The sequence below is a fragment of the Delftia sp. S65 genome (genome assembly GCF_016516495.1).
Lineage (GTDB): Bacteria > Pseudomonadota > Gammaproteobacteria > Burkholderiales > Burkholderiaceae_C > Comamonas > Comamonas acidovorans.
This window is the reverse complement of sequence record NZ_JACVUR010000004.1, coordinates 151,691-169,821: the sequence shown is the minus strand read 5'-3', so window position 1 is coordinate 169,821 and position 18,131 is coordinate 151,691. Positions and strand designations below refer to the sequence as shown.

Sequence of the window (18,131 nt, the reverse complement as noted above, 5' to 3'; positions counted from 1 at the left end):
GCCCTAACTTCCCCACCAGGAGGTTGGCGCGGGAAACCGGTGGAGCATCAGGCCAAGCCTCTCTTCCTCACGACCGGCGCCCTTCTAAACCTTGGAGTAACTCGTAATGAAAAAATCTCTGATTGCCCTGGCAGTGCTGGCTGCTTCCGGCGCCGCAATGGCTCAATCCTCCGTGACCCTGTTCGGTATCGTCGACACTGGCGTTGCTTACGTGAACAAGAACCAAACGGGCGACAGCGTGTACGGCCTGGGCACCAGCGGCGCTTCCACGAGCCGTCTGGGCCTGCGTGGCACGGAAGACCTGGGTGGCGGCCTGAAGGCCGGCTTCTGGCTGGAAGGCGAAATCTTCGGTGACACCGGTGGCAGCGGCTTCGACTTCAAGCGTCGTTCGACCGTGAGCCTGTCTGGCAACTTCGGTGAAGTGCGCCTGGGCCGCGACCAAGTGCCGACCTTCCAAAAGCTGACCTCCTACGACCTGTTCAGCGCAACCGGTATCGGCCAGTTCATGGGCTTCCGTAACTGGGCAGGCGGTGCGAGCGGTGACGACAACGGCATCCGCGCCAACAACTTGGTTTCGTACTACACCCCCAATTTCGGCGGTTTCAACGCCGGTATCGGCTACGCTTTCGACGAAAAGAACACTGCTGGCACTACAGTGGCCAACAATGTGGGTCGTTACATCGGTGGCTACGTTGCATATGACAACGGTCCTCTGAGCGTGAGCCTGGGCCTGGCCCAGCAAAAGACTGTCACTGGCACGGGCTTGTCCGCTGTTGCTGCTGACCGCGACGAAATGACCCTGGGTGCTTCGTACAACTTCGGCGTTGCCAAGCTGAGCGGCCTGCTGCAGCAGACCAAGTTCAAGCGCGACGCTGGGGGCGACATCAAGACCAACTCCTACATGCTGGGTGCTTCCGCTCCCGTGGGCGGTGTGGGCGAAGTCAAGCTGCAGTACGCTCTGTACGACCAGAAGAACATCGACTCCAAGGCTCACCAGATCACCCTGGGTTATGTGCACAACCTGTCCAAGCGTACCTCGCTGTACGGCAACTTGGCTTTCCTGAAGAACAAGGATCGTTCTACTCTGGGCCTGCAAGCCAAGGGCGTGTACAACGGCGCAGTTGCCGCTGGCGAAAGCCAGACTGGCGTGCAAGTCGGCATTCGCCACGCTTTCTAATGAACGGCTGGCGTAAGCCAGTTGCCATTTGAAGCAAAAAAGAGCCAGTCTTCGGACTGGCTCTTTTGTTTTGTGCTAGGGAAAGACCTGTGTTGTGCTTGTGCCAACGGTGACGAGGCGGGAAAAGCGTTTCTAGAATGAAATTTCCACCAACCAATCGTTAACAAGAGAGAGACAACACAATGAATTCTTCATTCGTGAAAAAGAGCGTGGCACTGGCGGTGTTGGCAGCAACGGCACCCTTGGCAGCATTCGCCCAGCAAAGCAGCGTGCAGCTGTACGGCATCGTCGATGCCGGCGTGCGCCACACCACCAATGAAGGCCCGACCAAGAGCGGCAAGACCCAGATGATCGGCGGCGGCATGTCGCAAAGCCGCTGGGGCATCAACATCACCGAGGACCTGGGCGGCGGTCTGGCAGCCATTGCCAACCTGGAAGCCCGTTTCCTCACCGACACCGGCGAGCAGGCTGCAGCCAGCTACTTCCAGCAATCCTGGGTGGGCCTGCGCAGCAAGAGCTTTGGCCAGGTCACCCTGGGCCGCCAGTACAACATGCTGTTCGACCTGGTGACCTCCACCTATGCCTCCTTCCCGTACTCGCCGTACATGGAGGCCTACAAGCCTGAAATCGGCATGTCCATGGGCGCGCGCGCCAGCAACATGGTCAAGTACCTGGCCGAGTTCGGCCCCGTGCGCGGTGCCCTGCAGTATTCGTTCGACGAGAACAACACCTTCGACAAGGTCGGCACCGGCGTGGCCCCTGGTGGCGCCATCAAGACGGCCGGCGGCTATCTGCGTTATTCGCAAAGCGGCATCTCCGCAGGCGCCGGCTACCTGGGCACCACGCTGCCGGCCGGCACCAAGGTTGATGCCTATACCCTGGGCGGCTCGTACCGTGTGGGTCCCTGGTACGTCAACCTGGGCTACGGCCTGAACAAGCGCAAGGACGCATTCCCGGCGGCAACCGCAGGCGGTGGATTCGACCAGGCCATCCTCAATTCCTTCTGGACGGGCTCGTCCAACGGCGGCTTCGTGGCCGGCGACGCCAACAAGCGCCAGATGTACAAGATGGGCTTCGGCTACCAGATCACGCCCCAGATCAATGTGGGCGCGCATTACTACCATGCCAAGCAGTCGGGCTCGGGCACGGGTAATTTCAATGGCAAGGCAGACTTCCTGGTGGCGGTGGTCGACTACGCCTTCTCCAAGCGTACCGATGCCTATGTGGCCCTGGACCACACCAAGACCAGCGGTGGCTCGGGCGTGATGCTGGACGCCAATGGCGCCACCAAGCGCACGGGCTTCACCGTCGGCCTGCGCCATCGCTTCTGAGCACGCGGCGTCTGCGCAACGAAAGGCCTCCTTCGGGAGGCCTTTTTGTTTCCTGTCGATGGGCTGACGGTGGGCGGGCGTGATTTCCTGCGTTAAGGTAATGCGCAGGCCAACGAAGCGAAAGAACCAAGGCTATGGAAGCCACTCGATACAAGGCAGGCGGTCGGGCCTTTGCCCAGATCGCCCAGTACCACCCGGAGCTGACGGCGCTGCGCCGCGAGCTGCATGCGCATCCGGAGCTGGGATTCGAGGAGCGCTTCACGGCGGCGCGCGTCAAGGAGGCCTTGCGCCAGTGCGGTGTGGACGAGATCCATGAAGGCCTGGGCACCACGGGCCTGGTGGCCGTGATCCGCGGGCAGGGCCACAGTTCGGGCGCCATGGTGGGCCTGCGTGCCGACATGGACGCACTGCCCATGGTCGAGCACAACGAATTTCCCTGGAAGTCCGGCAAGCAGGGGCTGATGCACGGCTGCGGGCATGACGGCCATACGACCATGCTGGTGGGCGCCGCCCGCTACCTGGCAGCGACGCGGCGCTTCGACGGCTCGGCCGTGCTGGTCTTTCAGCCTGCCGAGGAAGGGCGCGGCGGCGCGCGGGCCATGATTGCCGATGGTCTTTTCGACCGCTTTCCGATGCAGGCCGTGTACGCCATGCACAACTGGCCCGCCATGCGTGCGGGCACGGTGGGCATCAACATGGGCGCGATGATGGCGGCTGCCGACCGCATCACCATCGAGATCACGGGGCGCGGCGGCCATGGTGCGCATCCCTACCAGACGGTGGACGTGGTGCTGGCGGCCGCGCACATCACCACGGCGGTGCAGAGCATCGTCTCGCGCAATGTGCGCGCCATCGACAGTGCCGTCATCAGCCTGTGCGCCGTGCAGGCCGGGGACCTGGGCGCCTTCAGCGTGATGCCGGGCACGGCAACGCTGGTGGGAACCGTGCGGACCTTCGACCCCGCCGTGCAGGACCGTGTCGAGCAGCGCCTGCAGGAGTTGTGCAGCGCGGTGGCGCTGGGGCTGGGTGCCACGGCCAAGGTCAACTACGAGCGCATCTATCCCGCCACCATCAACTCCCCCACGGAGGCTGCCTTTGCTGCCGATGTGGCCCAGTCGCTGGTGGGGGTGGAGAACCTGGACCGGCAGCTGGAACCCAGCATGGGGGCCGAGGACTTTTCGTTCATGCTGCAGCACAAGCCCGGTGCCTACCTTCGCCTGGGGCAATCCACGGGCGCCCAGCCCGGGGTGCCGCTGCACAGCAGCCGGTATGACTTCAACGACGAAGTACTGCCGCTGGGCGCTGCCCTGCACGCCAGCCTGATCGAGCAGGCCATGCCGCTGCATTCGCAGGACGTATAGCGCAGGCGGAGCGGGTCAACGGGCCTGGCCCTCGGGCGCAAGAAGGTGGGCCTGCACCGTTTTCAGAATCTCGTCGGACAAGGCTGGATTGGCTGCGACCGTGGCGCGTGCCAGGACCAGGGCGCCCACCATGCTGCTGAGCATGGCCATGGCCTGGGCGCGCTGTGTGGCATCGGGTGCCTGATCGTCGCCAAGTGTGCCTATCACGCGCGCAAATCTGCCGATGTTGCGTTCCACCCCTTCGGCGAACACCGCTGAAAGATCGCCGCCTGCCCGGGCCACGTCCACGGCCAGCGCCGCAGCGGGGCAGCCCTCGCCGGGGCTGTCGCGGTGCTGTGGCGACAGATAGGACTGCACGCGCGCGGCAAGGCTGCCGGCCTGTTCACCCTGCAGGCCGTCCAGCGGCGCGATGGACCAGTCGAAGGCGCGTGCGCAGGCCTCGCGCACCAGCGCATCCTTGGATTCGAAGTGGCGATAGAGCCCGCCGTGCGTGAGCCCCGCGCCGCGCGTCACCTCGGCCACGCCGACGCCGTCCAGCCCGTGTTCGCGGTACAGCCGCGCGGCGGCTTCGAGGATGTCCTGCCGGTTCTGCGCGGCCTGGGCTTTCGTGACTTTCATGTGCGCTGTCCAATGATTGTGGTCGTTATCAAAACACGTTTATGATGACGGCCATCATCATAAATCAGCCCCCGCCATGGCCTGTGCGCCATGTTCTGCAGGGGCTGTGCACTCTACAGGGAAGAACCGATGAATGCCTGTTCACTTCTGCGCAGCCTGTTGCCTGGGCCCGCTCCGACCTCCGCACGGTGTGCCGGGAGCGGCTCATGAATACGGCGCATACGTCCCAGGCGTCCCAGACGTCTCATACGGCGGCCCACCTGCCTCGCCGCGTGGTCATCACGGGCATGGGCATGGTCTCGCCGCTGGGGCGGGGCACTGAATTGGCCTGGCGCCGGCTGCTGTCCGGCACATCGGGCCTGAGCAGGCTGCCCGAGGATCTGGCGCCCGATGTGCCGGGCCAGGTGGCAGGCCAGGTGCCCGACCTGGCCCGGGACCCGGAAGGCGGCTGGGACATCGATGCCGTGGTCTCGCCCAAGGACCAGCGCAAGATGGACCGCTTCATTCCGCTGGCGCTGGACGCTTCGGACCAGGCCCTGGCCCAGGCCGGCTGGCAGCCGGCCAGCGAGCAGGAGCGCACGCGCACGGCCTGCATCATTGCCTCGGGCATTGGCGGCTTTGGCGCCATTGCCCAGGCCGTGCGCACCACGGACAGCCGGGGGGTGTCGCGCCTGTCGCCCTTCACCGTGCCGTCTTTCCTGGTCAATCTCGCGGCCGGGCATGTGTCGATACGCCATGGACTCAAGGGCCCGCTGGGCGCCCCCGTCACTGCCTGCGCGGCCAGCGTTCAGGCGGTGGGCGACGGCCTGCGCATGATCCGTTCGGGCGAGGCCGATGTGGCGCTGTGCGGCGGCGCCGAGGCAGCCATCGACCGCGTGAGCCTGGGCGCGTTCGCGGCGGCCAAGGCCCTTTCCACGGGATACAACGACAGGCCCGAGGAGGCCTCGCGCCCCTTCGACACAGGCCGCGACGGCTTTGTCATGGGCGAGGGCGCGGGCGCCCTGGTGCTGGAGGGGCTGGACCACGCCCTGGCGCGCGGCGCCGTGCCGCTGGCGGAAGTCGTTGGCTACGGCACCAGCGCCGATGCCTATCACATCACCTCGGGGCCGGAAGATGGCGACGGCGCGCGCCGCAGCATGGCGCAAGCGCTGGCCATGGCCGGACTATCGCCGGATCAGCTGCAGTACCTCAATGCCCACGCCACCTCCACGCCCGTGGGCGACCGGGGCGAGCTGGCGGCCATGCGCTCCCTGTTTGGCGAGGGCAGCGGCGTGGCGATCAGCTCCACCAAGTCGGCCACGGGCCATTTGCTGGGCGCGGCGGGCGCGGTGGCGGCCATCTTCACGGTGCTGGCGCTGCGCGACCAGATGGCGCCGGCCACGCGCAATCTCGTGGAGCCCGATCCCCTGGCCCAGGGGCTGGACCTGATCGCCGGCGCGGCAAGGCCCTGGGCCATGGAGCATGCCCTGGTCAACGGTTTCGGCTTTGGTGGCGTCAACGCCTCGCTGGTGCTCAGGCGCTGGCAGGGCTGAACGAGGCGGGTGGGCCTGGGGGCCGGTGCTACGTGTAGCGCTTGGCCCGCAGGTTGTTCTTCATCTGCTCCAGCGCAGGCTGCAGGGCCGGGCCGATGCGCAGCGCCACGCAGGTGGCCAGCACGTCGATGACCAGCAGGTGCAGCAGGCGCGACACCATGGGGCTGTAGCGGTCGTAGCCCTCGGGATGGTCGGCTGCCAGATGGATGTGGCAGGCCGAGGCCAGGGGCGAGCCACTGGCGGTGATGGCAATCGTGGTGGCGCCGTTCTTGCGCGCGATGTCGGCGGCGTCCATCAGGTCGCGCGTGCGGCCCGAGTTGGAGATGATCACCGCGCAGTCGCCGGGTCCCAGCAGGGTGGCGCTCATCACCTGCATGTGGCCGTCGCTGGTGGCCAGGCTGGTCACGCCCAGGCGAAAGAACTTGTGCTGCGCGTCCTGCGCCACGATGCCCGAATTGCCTGCGCCGTAGAACTCGATGCGCCGCCCCGTCTGCCAGGTCGAGGCGATGGCCTGCGCCGCCTGCTCTATGGCCGTGGTGCTGGCGGCATTGCGGTATTGCAGGAAGGCGGCCACGGCGTTGTCCACCACCTTGACCATCACGTCGCTGGTCTTGTCGTCGGTGTCCACGCTGCGGTGGATGAAGGGCACGCCCTCGCTGACGCTGCCGGCCAGCTTGAGTTTGAAGTCGGCCAGGCCGTCGTAGCCCATGCTGCGGCAAAAGCGCACCACCGTCGGCTTGCTGACGTGGGCACGCTCGGCCAGTTCGCGCACCGGCTGCCGCGCGAAGGCCCGTGGATCGGCCAGCACCAGGCGGGCCACGCGTTGTTCGGCGGGAGCAAGCGAGGGCAGCGAGGCGGTGATGCGGTCCAGCATTAGGCGGTGGGCGTTGTTCTGTGGGTGAAGGGAAGCGGTTGCCGCAAGGCAGGTCCAGCGCGCATTTTGCATGAGCGGCAGCCTTCGCTTACTTTCCTGACGCCGATGCAAACCATGCGGGCGCATACACTCGGAGGATTTGCCGGTACAACCGCACCGCCCTGGTGCGATGCCGCCCCTCGCCAGGCTCCCGCCCAAAGGATGTTCCATGAACCAGCTTGATGCGCTTCGACAGTACACGACCGTGGTGGCCGATACCGGCGACTTCCACCAACTGGCCCAGTTCCAGCCACGGGATGCGACCACCAATCCCTCGCTCATCCTCAAGGCGGTGCAAAAGCCCGAGTACGCACCGCTGATGCGTGCCACCGTGGCCCAGTACAAGGGCCGCAGCCTCGACGAGGTCATGGACCGCATGCTGGTGCGCTTCGGCTGCGAGATCCTGAACACCATTCCGGGCCGTGTCTCCACTGAAGTCGATGCGCGCCTGTCCTTCAATACCTCGGCCACCGTGGCGCGTGCCGAGCGCCTGATCGAGCTGTACCAGGCCGAAGGCGTGCACATCGACCGCGTGCTCATCAAGATCGCCTCCACCTGGGAAGGCATCGAGGCGGCGCGCCAGCTGGAGCTGCGCGGCATCCACACCAACCTCACGCTGCTGTTCTCTTTCTGCCAGGCCGTGGCCTGCGGCCAGGCCAAGGTGCAGCTGATCTCTCCCTTCGTGGGCCGCATCTACGACTGGTACAAGAAGCAGGCCGGCGCCCAGTGGGACGAGGCCGCCATGGCCGGCGCCAACGACCCCGGCGTGCGTTCCGTGCGCGCCATCTACGAGCACTACAAGCACTTCGGCATCGCCACCGAGGTCATGGGCGCGAGCTTTCGCAACACGGGCCAGATCGTGGCACTGGCCGGCTGTGACCTGTTGACCATCGCCCCCGAACTGCTGGCCCAGCTGGGCGCCAGCGATGCGCCGCTGTCGCGCGCCCTGGACCCCGAGGCGGCGCGGACCCTGGAGCTCGATCCCGTGCACTACGACGAGGCCGGGTTCCGCCTGGCCCTCAACGAAGACGCCATGGGCACCGAAAAGCTGGCAGAAGGCATTCGCGCCTTTGCTGCCGACACGCGCAAGCTCGAAGCATTGATGCAGCAGGCCGCAGACTGATTGGATGAAGACCTTGCCCGTTCTGTGCAATACCTTGCCGGCATGGCCGGCACTTGAAAGCCATTTCCACGAAGACATCCAGACCCTGGATCTGCGCCAGGCCTTTGCCGCGGACGCGGGCCGGCTGGAGGCGCTGAGCCAGCAGGCGCCCCATGTCTTTGCCGACCTGTCCAAGAACCTCTGGACCGAGCGCACCGAAGAGCTGCTGCGCGAACTGGCGCAGCAGGCCGGCGTGCTGGCCCAGCGCGACGCCATGCTGGCCGGCGAGCCCGTCAACTGCACCGAGGGCCGTGCCGTCATGCACTGGCTGCTGCGCATGCCGCGCGACGGCGGCCAGCTGCGCCACTGCGCCACCGTACAGCAGTGGCAGCCGGCCATGCACGAGGCGCTGGGCCAGGTGCACGAGACGCTGGACGCCATGCTGGCCCTGGCCGAGCAGGTGCGTGGCGACGAGGGCATCACCGACATCGTGAACATCGGCATCGGCGGCTCGCACCTGGGCCCCGAAGTGGTGGTCAATGCGCTGGAGGACTGGGTCGATGCGGGCAAGAACTTCCATTTTGTCTCCAACGTCGATGGCCATGAGCTCGGCCATGTGCTGCGCCGCGTGCGCCCGCACAGCACGCTGTTCCTGATCGCCTCCAAATCCTTCACCACGGCCGAGACCATGCTCAACGCGCACTCGGCGCGCCGGTGGTTTCTGGAGCAGGGCGGCAGCGAGGACCCGCAGGCCGCGTGCTCCATCGACCGGCACTTCGTGGCGCTCACCACCAATGTGCAGGCCGCAGCCGACTTCGGCATCCGCCGCACGCTGGGATTCTGGGACTGGGTGGGCGGCCGTTTTTCGCTGTGGTCGGCCATCGGCCTGCCCGTGGCCATCGCCATCGGAGCGGCGCAGTTCCGTGCGCTGCTGGGTGGCGCCCATGCCATGGATGCGCATTTCTTTTCCTCCGGCGTGGAGGGCAACCTACCGCTGCGCCTGGGCCTGCTGGACGTCTGGTACCGCGATTTCTGCAGCTTCTCCAGCCGCTGCATCGCGCCGTACAGCCATGGCCTGCGGCGAATGACCGCCTACCTGCAGCAGCTGGAGATGGAGAGCAACGGCAAGGGCGTGACGCGCGACGGGCGGACACTGCCCGTGCGCACGGCGCCCGTGATCTGGGGCGAGCCCGGCACCAATGGCCAGCATGCCTTCTTCCAGATGCTGCACCAAGGCCAGGACGTGATTCCCGTGGAGTTCATCGCGCTGCGCGACGGCGGCAAATACCTGGGCGCCCACCACCAGAGCCTGGTCGTCAACGCCATTGCCCAGGCCCAGGCCCTGATGGAGGGGCGCCACGGCGAAGAAGGGGCAGAGCGCCATTGCGCGGGCAACCGGCCCAGCAGCTTCCTGCTGCTGCAGCAGCTGGACCCGGCATCGCTGGGCGCCCTGATCGCGCTGTACGAGCACCGTGTCTTCTCGGCCGGTGCGGTCTGGGGCATCAACAGCTTCGACCAGTGGGGCGTGGAGCTGGGCAAGCACCTGGCGCGCCAGCTGCATGCGCGCCAGGACAGCGGCGACTGGCAGGGCGTCGATGCCTCGACGCAGGGCCTCATGCACCGGCTTGCGGCAGGGTCGGCCGGCTGACCGGGCGCGGCGGGCCTGGGGCCACCGCGGCGCACCAGCAGGGTGCCGGGTCATGTGGGTGGAGCATGACCTTCTTCCATTTCATCGTTATGCACAGGCGCCTGATTGCTCGATAGTTGATGCAATCGCCTTGACGGCGGCCCTGCCTGGAGGCAGCCGGCGACGGCGGCACGGCAGGGTGGAGGCGCAGCGCGCCTTCGGACCTGCAACAACTATCCAAGGAGACCCTCGATGCGATTCGTACTGGCCCATGTGGCGATGGCATGTGTGGTGGCGGCAACTGGCGCTGCCCATGCACAGGAGGCGGCCGGCACGCTGGACAAGATCCAGAGCACAGGCAAGGTGGTGATGGGCGTGCGCGAAAGCTCGGCGCCCATGGCCTATGCCTTCGGCACCACGCAGAAGTACGTGGGCTACCACGTGGAGCTGTGCGAGAAGGTGCTGGCCCAGATCGTGCCCAAGGCCAAGATCGAGTACATGGCCCTGACCTCGCAGAACACCATGCCCCTGGTGCAGAACGGCACCGTGGACATCGGCTGCGGCCCGACCACGAACAACCTCGCTCGCCAAAAGCAGGTGGCCTTTGCCGTGACCACCTACGTGAGCCAGGTGCGCATGGCCGTGCGTGCCGACTCGGGCATCACCTCCTTCAAGCAGCTCGACGGCAAGCCCGTGGCGGCCTCGGCCGGCACGACCGCCGTGCAGCTGCTGCGCAAGTACGGGCGGGACAATGGCGTGAACCTGCCCACCTCGCTGGGCAAGGACCATTTCGAGAGCTTTCTGATGCTCGAATCGGGCCGTGCCGATGCCTTCGTGCTGGACGACAACCTGCTGGCCGGCGTCATCGCCAACTCCAAGAACCCTGCAGGCTTCAAGATCGTGGGCGAGGTGCTGGGCTCCGAGCCCATCGCCATCCTGTTCCGCCGCGATGATCCCACCTTCAAGAAGGCCGTGGACGACGTGCTGGTGGGCATGATGGCCTCGGGCGAAGTGGCGAAGATCTACGACAAGTGGTTCGTGCAGCCCATTCCGCCCAAGAATGCCCCGCTGAACCTGCCCATGAGCGACCTGCTCAAGCAGCTGCTGCAAAAGCCCAACGACAAGCCGCTGGAATCCTACGCGCAGCAGTGATTGCGGGCTGAGTCCAGCTCCATCACCGCCCGCGCCAGCGCCTGGATGCCGGCATCGATCTGATCGATGGCAATGGAGGACAGGCGCAGCCGGAAAAAGGGGCAGGGCTGGCGCGGCGTCGCAAAGAACGCGCTGCCTGCCTCGATCAGCACGCCGTGGCGGCGCGCCACGGCGGCCAGCGCATCGGCGTCCAGCCACGCCGGTGCCTGCACCCACAGCGATGCGCCGCCCTGGGGCTGGCGAAAGATGAAATCCGGCAGGTGCGCGCGCAGCGAGCGGTCCACCTGAGCCACGCGTTCCAGCATGGCCTGGTTCACGCGGCGCGCATGGGCCTCATGGTGGCCCAGCGACAGGAACAGCGCATAGGCATGCTGCAGAAAGGCGCTGGGGTGGCGCACCATGGCATGGCGCAGCACGCGCAATTCATCGATCAGCGCGCGCGGCGCGACGATGTAGCCCAGCCGCAGCGCGGGCGACAGGCTCTTGGACAGCGAACCCACATAGATCACACGCCCGCCCTTGTCCAGGCTCTTGAGCGCGGGCATGGGCGTGCCCTGGTAGAGGTTCTCGGCCTCGTAGTCGTCCTCGATGATCACGAAATCGCCCTGCTCGGCGCGGCGCAGCAGTTGCTCGCGCCGCTGCAGGCTCAGCGTCACGGTGGTGGGGCTCTGGTGCGAGGGCGTGACGAACAGGTAGTCCAGCGGCGGCAGGCCATCGACCACCACGCCTTCTCCATCCACGGCCACGGGCACCCAGTGGGGGCGGCGCAGCGAAAAGGTGTTGCGCGCATGCGGGTGGCCGGGCTCCTCGAAGCCCAGGCGCTGCGAGGGGTCCAGCAGCGCGTCGGCCAGCAGGTAGAAGGCCTGCTGCGCGCCCACGGTGACCAGGATCTCTTCCTTGAGCGCGAACACGCCGCGCCGGGGCAGCAGGCGCAGGCGGATCTGCTCGATCAGGTCGGGCACGTCGTCTGTCTCGAAGTCCGGCGTCCAGTGCGGCAGCTGGGCGCGCGCCAGGCTGCGCGTGCAGCATTCCCGGAAGCCTTCGGTGGGAAACAGCGCGGGATCGTGCATGCCGTAGACGAAGGGGTAGGGGTACTCGCGCCACTGCAGCGGCTTGGACAGCGTGTGCCTGTCCGTCAGCGAGCGCAGCACGCGTGCAGACCAGTCCGGTGCGGGCTCCCCGGGACTTGTCGCAGGCAGGGCCACGGCGCCGTCCACACCAGCCAGGCGCGAATCCCGGGCCACGAACACGCCGCTGCGCGGGCGGGCCTCGAGAAAGCCTTCATCCACGAGCTGCTCGTAGACCGTGGTCACGGTATTGCGCGACACCTCCAGCAGGCGCGACAGCTCGCGTGAGGGCGGCATGGCCGCGCCGGGCGGCAGGCGGCCTTCGAGGATGGGCTGGACCAGGGCCAGGCGCAGGCGGTCCTTCAGGGGAAGGCCGGGCTGCTCGGGCAGCGCGAACAGGCGGGCCCACTGGTGGCGTGGGTCTGTGGCGGAAGGGGTGCTCATGGCGCAACGGAGGCAATCGGGGGGCGTTCTTGGCGCGGCCGGGCAGAGGGCGCGCGGTCGGCGCCATGTTGCGGTGCGGGTGCGGGCAAGTAAAGGTTTGGGCCGGCCGACGCGGGTAAACACCGGGCCTCTGGCTCCTACGTTTGGACGGCTGTGGCCCCCGCGGCCCGCGCCCTTGTTGCGTATTCTGGATTGAAGGCAGCGAGCCGCGCGGCCTGGCGATCCAACGAGGGAGACAGTCCATGCACACCATCACTTTCCGACGCCGCGCCCTGGCGGCCCTGGCCCTGGCCGGCGCGCTGGCGGGCCTGGCGGCCACGCCGCTGCAGGCCCAGGAGCCGCAGCGCGGCGGCACCCTGATCGTGGGCAGCACCCAGGTGCCACGGCACCTGAACGGCGCCGTGCAATCGGGCATTGCCACGGCCATGCCTTCCACCCAGCTGTTCGCCAGCCCGCTGCGCTTCGATGATCAGTGGAAGCCCCAGCCCTACCTGGCCGAGTCCTGGAAGCTGGCCGAGGACGGCAAGTCGCTGACCCTGAACCTGCGAAGGAATGCCGTGTTCCACGACGGCAAGCCCATCACCTCGGCCGACGTGGCCTTCTCCATCATGGCCATCAAGGCCAACCACCCGTTCCAGACCATGCTGGGGCCCGTGGAGAAGGTGGACACGCCCGACCCTTACACGGCCATCATCCGCATGAACGCGCCGCATCCGGCCATCCTGCTGGCCATGAGCCCGGCGCTGGCGCCCATACTGCCCAAGCACATCTATGGCGACGGTGCCGACCTCAAGACCCATGCGCGCAACAGCGCCGACGTGGTGGGCTCGGGGCCGTTCAAGCTGACCGAGTTCCGCGCGGGCCAGCGCATCGTGATGGAGCGCTTCGACAAGTTCTTCCTGCCCGGCCGCCCCTACCTGGACAAGCTGGTCTTCAACATCGTGCCCGACTCCTCCAGCCTGCTGCTGAGCCTGGAGCGCGGCGACGTGCAGATGGTGCCCTACCTGCAGGCCTCCATCGACCTGAAGCGCCTGTCCACCAATCCCCAGATCACGCTGACCGGCAAGGGCTTCGAGGGCATAGGCTCGATCAACTGGCTGGCCATCAACACCGACAGGAAGCCGCTGGACGACGTGCGCGTGCGCAAGGCCATTGCGCATGCCATCGACAAGAACTTCATCACCAAGGCGCTGATGGGCGGCTTTGCCACCGTGGCCGACGGCCCCATCGTGGCGGCCAGCCCCTTTGCCTCGGCCGACCTGGTGCGCTATCCGCTGGACCTCAAGAAGTCGGCGGCCCTGCTGGACGAGGCCGGCCTCAAGCCCGGGGCCAACGGAGAGCGCTTCAAGATCACCATCGACTACCTGCCCGGCTCGGACGAGCAGCAAAAGAACGTGGCCGAGTACGTGCGCGCCCAGCTCAAGAAGGTCGGCATCGCCGTCGATGTAAGAGCCTCGGCCGACTTCCCGGCCTGGGCCCGGCGCCTGGCCACGCACGACTTCGACCTGTCCATGGACATCGTCTTCAACTGGGGCGACCCGGTCATCGGCGTGCACCGCAGCTACCTGTCCACCAACATCAAGCCCGTGGTCTGGACCAACACCCAGTCCTACCGAAACCCCAAGGTGGACGAGCTGCTGAACACGGCCAGCAGCACGCTGGACACGGCCGAGCGCAAGAAGCTCTATGCGGCCTTCCAGAAGACCGTGACGGACGAGCTGCCGGTGATCTTCATCAACAACTCGCCCTACCACACGGCTGCGCGCAAGAACGTGGGCAACCTGCCGACCACGGTCTGGGGGCCAGCCTCGCCCTATGACGAGATCTTTCTGAAGTAGTCGGGGAGGTGCAGTCCATGGCTTTTCTTCGCACACTCCTCAAGCGGCTGCTGCAGGGCCTGGCGCTGGTGCTGGCCGTGGTGGTGCTGAACTTCATGCTGGTGCATGCGGCGCCCGGCGATCCCGTGGAGACCATTGCCGGCGCCAGCGGCGGCATGGAGCCCGAGCTCATGGCCGAGCTGCGCACACGCTACGGGCTGGACCGGCCGCTGCCCGTGCAGCTGGGCATCTACCTGGCGCGCGTGGCCAGTGGTGATCTGGGCTACTCCTACTTCTTCAACCTGCCGGTGGCGCAGATGATTGCCGAGCGCGTGCCCGCCACCTTGCTGCTGGTGCTGGCCGCCGTGCTCACGGCCTTCGTGGTGGGCACGCTGCTGGGCGTGCTGTCCTCGCGCCGGCCCAACGGCCTGTTGTCGCAGTGCATCACCGTGCTGTCCCTGGTGGGCTTTGCGGCGCCCGTGTTCTGGACCGGCATGCTGCTGGTGCTGGCCTTTGCCTCCTGGTGGCCCGTGCTGCCGGTGTCGGGCATGCGCTCGGCCGATGCCGCAGGCGGCGCAGGCCTTGCCGACCTGCTGGACGTGGCCCGGCACCTGGTGCTGCCTGCGCTGACACTGGCCCTGGTCTACCTGGCGCAGTACAGCCGGCTGTCGCGCTCGTCCATGCTGGACGTGCTGGGCGCCGACTACATCCGCACGGCGCGCGCCAAGGGACTGGCCGAGCATGTGGTGCTCTACCGCCATGCGCTGCGCAACGCGCTGCTGCCCGTGGTGACCATGCTGGGCCTGCAGTTCGGCAACGTCATGGCCGGCGCCATCATCGTCGAGACGGTCTTCAACTGGCCGGGCCTGGGTCGGCTGGCCTTCGACTCGGTGCTGCGGCGCGACTACCCGACCATCCTGGGCGTGCTGCTGTTCTCTTCCGTCGTCGTGGTCGTGATGAACCTCGTCACCGACCTGTGCTACCGGCTGATCGATCCCCGCATCAAGGCGGCCTGAGACCATGAACGCCATCACACCACCATCCGTGTCCGTGCCGAGCGTCGCCGCGCCGCAGGCTGCAGCCCATGCCGAGCACCCGGCGCGCGAAGCGCTGCGCATGTTCCTGCGCAACCCCTCGGCCATTGCCGGCATGGCCATGCTGCTCATCGTGCTGCTGGTGGCCATCGCCGGCCCCTGGATCTGGCCTGCGGACCCGTTCGAGATCCGCACCATGCCGCTGAGCCCGCCGTTCAGCGAGGAGGCCTGGCTGGGCAGCGACCAGCTGGGGCGCGACGTGCTCACGGGCATCATCCACGGCGGCCGCGCCACGCTGATGGTGGGCGCCTTCGCGGCTTTGCTGTCGGTGTGCATCGGCGTGACGCTGGGGGCGATGGCCGGCTACTACGGCGGCCGCGTCGATGCGCTGCTGATGCGCGTGACCGAGTTCTTCCAGGTGCTGCCTGCGCTGCTGTTCGCCATGGTGGTGGTCACGCTGTTCTCGCCCTCGCTGGTGACGGTCACGCTGGCCATCGGCAGCGTGAGCTGGCCGGCCACGGCGCGGTTGACGCGGGCCGAGTTCATGCGCATCCGCCAGCTTGAATTCGTGCGCGCGGAGAGCGCCATCGGCGCGCGCCACGGCCGCATCATCTGGAAGGTGATCCTGCCCAATGCGCTGCCGCCGCTGGTGGTGTCGGCCACGCTGGCCGTGGGCGCCGCCATCCTGTTCGAGGCCGGCCTGTCCTTCCTGGGCCTGGGGGACCCCAACCAGATGAGCTGGGGCCTGATGATCGGGTCGGCCCGCCAGTACCTGCTGTCGTGCTGGTGGGCCGTGGCCTTTCCCGGTGCCGCCATCTTCGTCACCGTGCTGGCCGTCAGCCTGATCGGCGACGGCCTCAACGATGCACTCAACCCCAAGCTGAGGGAGCGCTGATGGACACCGACACCCCCCTGTTGCAAGTCAGCGGCCTGCGCGTGGCCTTCCAGGGCCGGCGCGGCCAGGCCACGGTGCTCAACGGCGTGGATTTCGATCTGCGCGCGGGCGAGACCCTGTGCGTGGTCGGCGAATCCGGCTGCGGCAAGAGCATGACGGCGCTGGCGCTGCTGCGCCTCATTCCCTCGCCTCCGGGCCGCATCACGGGCGGGCAGGTGCGCTTCCAGGGCGAGGACCTGGTGGCCGCCGGCGAGGCCCATATGCGCCAGGTGCGCGGCAACCGCATCTCCATGATCTTCCAGGAGCCGATGACCTCGCTGAACCCGGTGCTCACCGTGGGCGAGCAGATCGCCGAGCCGCTGCGCCTGCACGCCGGCCTGGACGCGGGCGCCGCGCGCCAACGCGCCGTGGAAATGCTCCGGCAGGTCGGCATCCCCGCGCCCGAGCGGCGCGTGCACGAGTACCCGCACCAACTGTCGGGCGGCATGCGCCAGCGCGTGATGATCGCCATGGCCCTGGCCTGCCGGCCCGACATTCTGATCGCCGACGAGCCCACCACGGCGCTGGACGTGACCGTGCAGGCGCAGATCTTCGACCTGCTGCGCGAGCTGCAGCGCGAAAAGGGCACGGCCATCGTGCTGATCACGCACGACATGGGGGCCGTGGCCGAGATGGCGGACCGCGTCATGGTCATGTATGCGGGCCGCGTGATCGAGCAGGGCCGCTGCGAGCAGGTGCTGTCGGCGCCCGCCCATCCGTACACGCGCGGCCTGATCGCCTGCCTGCCCGAGCTGGGCAGCAGCCAGGCAGGCGGGCGCACCGAGCTGCCCGAGATCCCCGGCGTCGTGCCCTCGATCTGGGAGTTGGGCAGCGGCTGCGCCTTTCGTGCGCGCTGCCGCGAGGCCCAGCCGCGCTGCGCCAGCGAGGCGCCGCCGCTGGTCGCGCTGGATGATCCATCCCACGGCGTGGCCTGCTGGCTGCACGCTCCCGCTTCCCGCATCCGCGCCCACACGGAGGCCCTGGCATGAACGCACGCATGGACGATACCCTCTTGCAGGTGGACGATCTCCAGGTCCACTTTCCGCGCCCGGGCAAGGGCCTGTTCGGCAGGCCCGAGGTGGTCAAGGCCGTGGACGGCGTGTCCTTCAGCCTGCGGCGCGGCAGCACGCTGGCCGTGGTGGGCGAGTCGGGATCGGGCAAGACGACCACGGCGCTGGCCGTGATGCGCCTGGCGCCCGTGACGGCGGGCCGCATGCAGCTGGGCGATACCGACCTGGGCGGCCTGTCGGGCGAGGCCCTGCGCCAGGCGAGGCGGCGCATGCAGATCGTGTTCCAGGACCCGTTCTCCTCGCTGAATCCGCGCCAGCGCGCGGGCGATGCGGTGCGCGCTCCGCTGGACCTGATGGACGTGGGCACGCCGGCCGAGCGCGAGGCGCGCGTGGCCGAGCTGTTCACCCAGGTGGGCCTGCGGCCCGAACAGCGCCAGCTGTTCCCGCACCAGTTCTCGGGCGGCCAGCGCCAGCGCATCAACATTGCGCGCGCCCTGGCCACGCGGCCCGAACTCGTGGTCTGCGACGAACCCGTGTCGGCGCTGGACATCGCCATCCGCGCCCAGATCCTCAACCTGCTGGCGCGGCTGCAGCGCGAGCTGGGCCTGAGCTACCTGTTCATCTCGCACGACATGGCCGTGGTCGAGCACATCTGCGACGACATCGCCGTCATGTACCTGGGCCAGATCGTGGAGCGCGCACCGCGCCAGGCCTTCTTTGCGCGGCCGCTGCATCCCTACAGCGTGGCCCTGATGTCGGCCGTGCCCACGGTGCGCGGCGGGCGCGAGCGCGCGGCGCGGCGCATCCGGCTGGCCGGCGACCCGCCCAGCCCCATCGACCCGCCTGCGGGCTGCCGCTTCGCCGGGCGCTGCCCCGTGGCCGTGCCTGCGTGCTCGGCCGAGACGCCACCGCTGCGCGAAGCCGCCCCCGGCCACTGGGTGCGCTGCATCCGCGTGGACCACATCGATGGCGTGCCGCGCGCGCCGCTGGCCCTTTGAACCCGGAGCACCCG

15 protein-coding genes are annotated in these 18,131 nt (G+C 67.7%); 12 read left to right on the top strand and 3 right to left on the bottom strand.

The features are described from left to right. The first annotated feature begins 106 nt into the window (after positions 1-106). The 3 genes from IAE24_RS05815 to IAE24_RS05805 all read left to right on the top strand — a co-directional run bounded on the left by IAE24_RS05815 (position 107) and on the right by IAE24_RS05805 (position 3,869). Positions 107-1,177: a porin gene (locus tag IAE24_RS05815; protein ID WP_199959163.1), complete on the top strand. Its 1,071-nt coding sequence runs from the start codon at positions 107-109 to the stop codon at positions 1,175-1,177. A 182-nt stretch (positions 1,178-1,359) separates the two neighbouring features. Then, positions 1,360-2,508, top strand: coding sequence for a porin (locus IAE24_RS05810; protein ID WP_013800664.1), 1,149 nt, complete (start codon positions 1,360-1,362; stop codon positions 2,506-2,508). Between the two features lie 134 nt (positions 2,509-2,642). Next, the gene (locus IAE24_RS05805) at positions 2,643-3,869 is read left to right on the top strand and encodes a M20 aminoacylase family protein (protein WP_012207476.1); all 1,227 of its coding nucleotides are present in this window, start codon (positions 2,643-2,645) and stop codon (positions 3,867-3,869) included. A gap of 15 nt (positions 3,870-3,884) precedes the next feature. Here the strand turns inward: IAE24_RS05805 and IAE24_RS05800 are convergent, their stop codons facing one another. After that, positions 3,885-4,487 carry a TetR/AcrR family transcriptional regulator gene (locus IAE24_RS05800; RefSeq protein WP_088163682.1) on the bottom strand — a complete coding sequence of 201 codons (603 nt, stop codon included), beginning with the start codon at positions 4,485-4,487 and terminating at the stop codon, positions 3,885-3,887. Positions 4,488-4,693: 206 nt separating this feature from the next. Between IAE24_RS05800 and fabF the strand changes: the two genes are divergently transcribed. Then, positions 4,694-6,019 carry a beta-ketoacyl-ACP synthase II gene (gene fabF / locus IAE24_RS05795; RefSeq protein WP_199959170.1) on the top strand — a complete coding sequence of 442 codons (1,326 nt, stop codon included), beginning with the start codon at positions 4,694-4,696 and terminating at the stop codon, positions 6,017-6,019. Between the two features lie 28 nt (positions 6,020-6,047). Here fabF and IAE24_RS05790 read toward each other — a convergent pair whose 3' ends face one another. Next, positions 6,048-6,893 (bottom strand): MurR/RpiR family transcriptional regulator, encoded by an 846-nt coding sequence (locus IAE24_RS05790; RefSeq protein WP_016448717.1) that lies wholly within the window; start codon positions 6,891-6,893, stop codon positions 6,048-6,050. A 208-nt stretch (positions 6,894-7,101) separates the two neighbouring features. Here IAE24_RS05790 and tal point away from each other — a divergent pair, with 208 nt between their 5' ends. The 3 genes from tal (at position 7,102) to IAE24_RS05775 (ending at position 10,813) form a co-directional block, all read left to right on the top strand. After that, positions 7,102-8,055 carry a transaldolase gene (gene tal / locus IAE24_RS05785; RefSeq protein WP_012207472.1) on the top strand — a complete coding sequence of 318 codons (954 nt, stop codon included), beginning with the start codon at positions 7,102-7,104 and terminating at the stop codon, positions 8,053-8,055. Between the two features lie 4 nt (positions 8,056-8,059). Beyond that, entirely contained in the window at positions 8,060-9,682 is a 1,623-nt protein-coding gene (gene pgi, locus IAE24_RS05780; RefSeq protein ID WP_199959173.1) for a glucose-6-phosphate isomerase, read from the top strand. 231 nt (positions 9,683-9,913) lie between these two features. Beyond that, positions 9,914-10,813 (top strand): transporter substrate-binding domain-containing protein, encoded by a 900-nt coding sequence (locus IAE24_RS05775; RefSeq protein WP_199959174.1) that lies wholly within the window; start codon positions 9,914-9,916, stop codon positions 10,811-10,813. On the opposite strand, the gene pdxR is transcribed toward IAE24_RS05775, so the two are convergent. Next, on the bottom strand, positions 10,798-12,324 hold the full coding sequence (gene pdxR / locus IAE24_RS05770) for a MocR-like pyridoxine biosynthesis transcription factor PdxR (RefSeq protein ID WP_199959176.1): 1,527 nt from the start codon (positions 12,322-12,324) through the stop codon (positions 10,798-10,800). The genes IAE24_RS05775 and pdxR overlap by 16 nt on opposite strands. Before the next feature lie 242 nt (positions 12,325-12,566). Between pdxR and IAE24_RS05765 the strand changes: the two genes are divergently transcribed. The 5 genes from IAE24_RS05765 to IAE24_RS05745 are packed head-to-tail and all read left to right on the top strand — an operon-like array spanning position 12,567 to position 18,117. Further along, the gene (locus tag IAE24_RS05765; protein ID WP_199959178.1) at positions 12,567-14,162 is read left to right on the top strand and encodes an ABC transporter substrate-binding protein; all 1,596 of its coding nucleotides are present in this window, start codon (positions 12,567-12,569) and stop codon (positions 14,160-14,162) included. A gap of 17 nt (positions 14,163-14,179) precedes the next feature. After that, entirely contained in the window at positions 14,180-15,157 is a 978-nt protein-coding gene (locus IAE24_RS05760) for an ABC transporter permease (protein WP_199959180.1), read from the top strand. Positions 15,158-15,161: 4 nt separating this feature from the next. Continuing rightward, positions 15,162-16,070, top strand: a complete 909-nt coding sequence (locus IAE24_RS05755; RefSeq protein WP_043790046.1) for an ABC transporter permease — start codon at positions 15,162-15,164, stop codon at positions 16,068-16,070. After that, positions 16,070-17,098, top strand: a complete 1,029-nt coding sequence (locus IAE24_RS05750) for an ABC transporter ATP-binding protein (RefSeq protein WP_199959181.1) — start codon at positions 16,070-16,072, stop codon at positions 17,096-17,098. Before IAE24_RS05755 ends, IAE24_RS05750 begins: the two co-directional genes overlap by 1 nt. Continuing rightward, the gene (locus tag IAE24_RS05745) at positions 17,095-18,117 is read left to right on the top strand and encodes an ABC transporter ATP-binding protein (protein WP_063328338.1); all 1,023 of its coding nucleotides are present in this window, start codon (positions 17,095-17,097) and stop codon (positions 18,115-18,117) included. Before IAE24_RS05750 ends, IAE24_RS05745 begins: the two co-directional genes overlap by 4 nt. Positions 18,118-18,131 lie beyond the last annotated feature (14 nt).

What these genes read in the sequence shown, in the direction of transcription:
- IAE24_RS05815 (WP_199959163.1), top strand. Translation starts at nt 107, where the DNA reads ATGAAAAAATCTCTGATTGCCCTGGCAGTGCTGGCTGCTTCCGGCGCC.
- IAE24_RS05810 (WP_013800664.1), top strand. Translation starts at nt 1,360, where the DNA reads ATGAATTCTTCATTCGTGAAAAAGAGCGTGGCACTGGCGGTGTTGGCA.
- IAE24_RS05805 (WP_012207476.1), top strand. Translation starts at nt 2,643, where the DNA reads ATGGAAGCCACTCGATACAAGGCAGGCGGTCGGGCCTTTGCCCAGATC.
- IAE24_RS05800 (WP_088163682.1), bottom strand. Translation starts at nt 4,487, where the DNA reads ATGAAAGTCACGAAAGCCCAGGCCGCGCAGAACCGGCAGGACATCCTC.
- fabF (WP_199959170.1), top strand. Translation starts at nt 4,694, where the DNA reads ATGAATACGGCGCATACGTCCCAGGCGTCCCAGACGTCTCATACGGCG.
- IAE24_RS05790 (WP_016448717.1), bottom strand. Translation starts at nt 6,893, where the DNA reads ATGCTGGACCGCATCACCGCCTCGCTGCCCTCGCTTGCTCCCGCCGAA.
- tal (WP_012207472.1), top strand. Translation starts at nt 7,102, where the DNA reads ATGAACCAGCTTGATGCGCTTCGACAGTACACGACCGTGGTGGCCGAT.
- pgi (WP_199959173.1), top strand. Translation starts at nt 8,060, where the DNA reads ATGAAGACCTTGCCCGTTCTGTGCAATACCTTGCCGGCATGGCCGGCA.
- IAE24_RS05775 (WP_199959174.1), top strand. Translation starts at nt 9,914, where the DNA reads ATGCGATTCGTACTGGCCCATGTGGCGATGGCATGTGTGGTGGCGGCA.
- pdxR (WP_199959176.1), bottom strand. Translation starts at nt 12,324, where the DNA reads ATGAGCACCCCTTCCGCCACAGACCCACGCCACCAGTGGGCCCGCCTG.
- IAE24_RS05765 (WP_199959178.1), top strand. Translation starts at nt 12,567, where the DNA reads ATGCACACCATCACTTTCCGACGCCGCGCCCTGGCGGCCCTGGCCCTG.
- IAE24_RS05760 (WP_199959180.1), top strand. Translation starts at nt 14,180, where the DNA reads ATGGCTTTTCTTCGCACACTCCTCAAGCGGCTGCTGCAGGGCCTGGCG.
- IAE24_RS05755 (WP_043790046.1), top strand. Translation starts at nt 15,162, where the DNA reads ATGAACGCCATCACACCACCATCCGTGTCCGTGCCGAGCGTCGCCGCG.
- IAE24_RS05750 (WP_199959181.1), top strand. Translation starts at nt 16,070, where the DNA reads ATGGACACCGACACCCCCCTGTTGCAAGTCAGCGGCCTGCGCGTGGCC.
- IAE24_RS05745 (WP_063328338.1), top strand. Translation starts at nt 17,095, where the DNA reads ATGAACGCACGCATGGACGATACCCTCTTGCAGGTGGACGATCTCCAG.